Here is a 3,012-nt window from a genome sequence, read left to right as displayed (position 1 = left end):
CCCACGCGGTGCTGATGATCGGCGAGATCGGCGGTCCCCAGGAGGCCGAGGCCTCCGCCTGGATCCGGGAGAACATGTCGAAGCCCGTCATCGGCTTCGTGGCGGGCCTCACCGCCCCGAAGGGCCGCCGCATGGGCCATGCCGGCGCGATCATCTCGGCGACCGGCGACAGCGCGGCCGAGAAGGCCGAGATCATGCGCTCCCACGGGCTCACCGTGGCACCCGATCCGGGCTCCTTCGGCGCGACCGTGGCGCAGGTGCTGAAGGCGGCCTGACGCCGCGCCGGAACCACGACGGGCCCCCTCTCCCGTGCGGGAGAGGGGGCCCGCGCCTCACTCGTCCCCGCCACGGCGGTCCGCATCTGCGGTCCGCGAGACGGCGCACCCGCTGCCCGAGGTGGCCCCCATGACCCGAACCCTGCACGCCCCCCCCGGCCACGCCGACGAGAACGCCTTCGCGCCCCCGGTGATCACCGGCACCTCGGCGAAGGAGCCGCTCGACATCCTGTTCCACGCGCTCCTCGACGTGGCGCGCCGGCACGAGCCGGAGCTGGAATCGGTGCTGCACGGCACCGCCGACATCTCCGCCTTCTCGCCCGAGATGCTGGCCCGCGCGCTCCAGGTGCAGGGCATCTGGTTCCAGCTGATCTCGATCGCCGAGCAGAACGCGGCCATGCGCCGCCGCCGCCAGATCGAGCGCCTGGAGGGCCGGGAGGCGCTCGGCGGCTCCTTCGCCAAGGTCCTGGCCGAGGCGGCCGCCCGCGGCATCAAGGCGCCGCAGATCCACGCCCTGCTGAAGGACCTGCGCATCCGCCCGACGCTCACGGCGCACCCGACCGAGGGCAAGCGCGTGACGGTGCTGGAGAAGTTCCGGCGCATCTACCTCGTGCTGCGCGAGCTGGAGATGCCGCGCTGGACCGAGCGCGAGCGCAACGGCCTGATGAACGAGCTGCGCGCCCAGATCGAGCTGGTCTGGATGACGGGCGAGCTGCACCTCGAGAAGCCCACCGTCGAGCGCGAGGTCGCCTGGGGCCTGCACTTCTTCGACGAGTCGATCTTCGAGATGCTGCCCGAGATGATGGTCTCGCTGGAGGAGGCGCTGGCGCGCCACTATCCGGACGAGACCTTCGAGGTGCCGCCCTTCTTCCAGTTCGGCAGCTGGATCGGCGGCGACCGGGACGGCAACCCCTACGTCACCGCGAGCGTCACCCGCGAGACCCTGAAGCGCAACGCGCTGGCCTCGCTGCGGCGCTACCGCGACGGCATCAACCATCTCGCCCGCATGCTCTCGCTCACCGAGCGCTCGCTGCCGGTGCCGGAGGCGTTCGGGCGGGAACTCGCCCACGCTCTGACCGAGAGCGGCGACGCCAGGGCGATCGCGGGCCGCAATCCGGGCGAGCCCTACCGCCAGTTCCTCACCTGCGTGCAGCGCAAGCTCGAGGCGACGATCGCCCGCAACGAGGGCGCGCGCCCGGCCGGGCCGGACTATCCGAGCGCCGACGGGCTGATCAACGACCTGCGCGTGCTCGAACGGGGCCTCTGCGACGCGCGGTGCACGGGGCTCGCCACCGACCTCGTGCGCCCGGTGCGCCGCATGGTCGAGATCTTCCGCTTTTCGACGGTGCGCCTCGACATCCGCGAGAACTCCACCCGCACCACGCAGACGCTGCAGGCGCTCTGGGCCCGGCAGCACGGCGACCGTCCGCCGCCGGCCCCCGACTCGCCCGCGTGGCGGGACTGGCTGCTCGGCGAGCTCGCGCGCCCGCGCGATCCGGAGCGCGGCTTCGACGACCTGCCCGACGCCGCCCAGGAGACCCTCGACACCTTCGCGCTGGTGGGCGAGATGCGCGACACCCTCGACCGCGAGGCCTTCGGCAGCTTCATCCTGTCGATGACGCGCTCGGTCGAGGACGTGCTCGGCGCCTACCTGCTCGCCAAGGAGGCGGGCCTCTTCCTCGACGGGGCCGGCACCGAGATCTGCCCGCTGCCGATCGTGCCGCTGTTCGAGACGATCGACGACCTGCGCGCGGCGCCCGCCATCATGAAGGAATTGCTGGCGACCCCGGTCGTGCGCCGCTCCACCCGCTGGCAGGGCGGCGTGCAGGAGGTGATGATCGGCTACTCGGACTCGAACAAGGACGGCGGCTTCGTCGCCTCGAACTGGGAACTCTACAAGGCGCAGGCCCGCCTCACGGTGCTGGGCAAGCACGCGGGCGTGCCGATCGCCTTCTTCCACGGCCGCGGCGGCTCGGTCAGCCGCGGCGGCGTGCCGACCCACCGGGGCATCGCCGCCCAGCCGCCGGGCTCGATCAACGGGCGCTTCCGCATCACCGAGCAGGGCGAGGTCGTCTCGTTCAAGTATGCCAACCGCGGCACCGCCGCCTACCAGATGGAATTGCTGGCGGCCTCCGTGTTCGAGCACGCGCTGGCGCCCGAGCCCAACGGCAACGGGGCCGCCCGGCTCGGCGCGGACGACGCCATGGAGGCGCTGTCCGGCGCCTCGCGGGCGGCCTACGTCAACCTGCTGCAGACGGAGGGCCTGGTCGATTACTTCCAGGCGGCGAGCCCGCTCGACGAGATCGCGCTGCTCAACATCGGCTCGCGGCCGGCGCGGCGCTTCGGCGCCCGCTCGCTCTCGGACCTGCGCGCGATCCCCTGGGTCTTCGCGTGGTCGCAGAACCGGCACGTCGTCACCGGCTGGTACGGGGTGGGCTCAGGGATCCGCAGCTTCCTCGACGTGCGCGGGGCCGAGGGCGAGGCGCAGCTCAAGCGCCTGTTCGAGGAGTCGCGCGTGTTCCGCCTCGTCCTCGACGAGGTCGAGAAGACCCTGATGATGGTCGATCTCGACATCGCCCGGGACTATGCGGGCCTCGTCGCCGACGAGCTCGTGCGCGCCCGGATCTTCCGCATGGTCGAGGCCGAGTACGCCCTGACCCGGGAGATGGTGTTGCGGGTGAGCGGCGGGCGCGAGCTCGCCGAGCGCTTCCCCCTGTTCCGGGACCGGCTCCAGGGC

Annotated in this window: 1 protein-coding gene and 1 pseudogene; both read left to right on the top strand. The window is 72.3% G+C overall.

Going from position 1 to position 3,012, the window contains the following annotated elements; translation table 11 throughout:
• Window positions 1-275 (top strand): annotated as a pseudogene (locus AX737_RS02310) (succinate--CoA ligase subunit alpha); the annotation flags it as partial.
• Window positions 276-405: 130 nt separating this feature from the next.
• Window positions 406-3,012, top strand: a 2,607-nt coding sequence (locus AX737_RS02305) for a phosphoenolpyruvate carboxylase (protein WP_066918688.1), incomplete at its 3' end; no start/stop codon positions are given.

Origin of the sequence: Methylobacterium sp. CCH5-D2, from assembly GCF_001556475.1 — a bacterium.
Taxonomy (GTDB): domain Bacteria; phylum Pseudomonadota; class Alphaproteobacteria; order Rhizobiales; family Beijerinckiaceae; genus Methylobacterium; species Methylobacterium hispanicum.
Note: the sequence above shows the minus strand (reverse complement) of the source record. Positions and strands in the feature narration are given on the sequence as shown.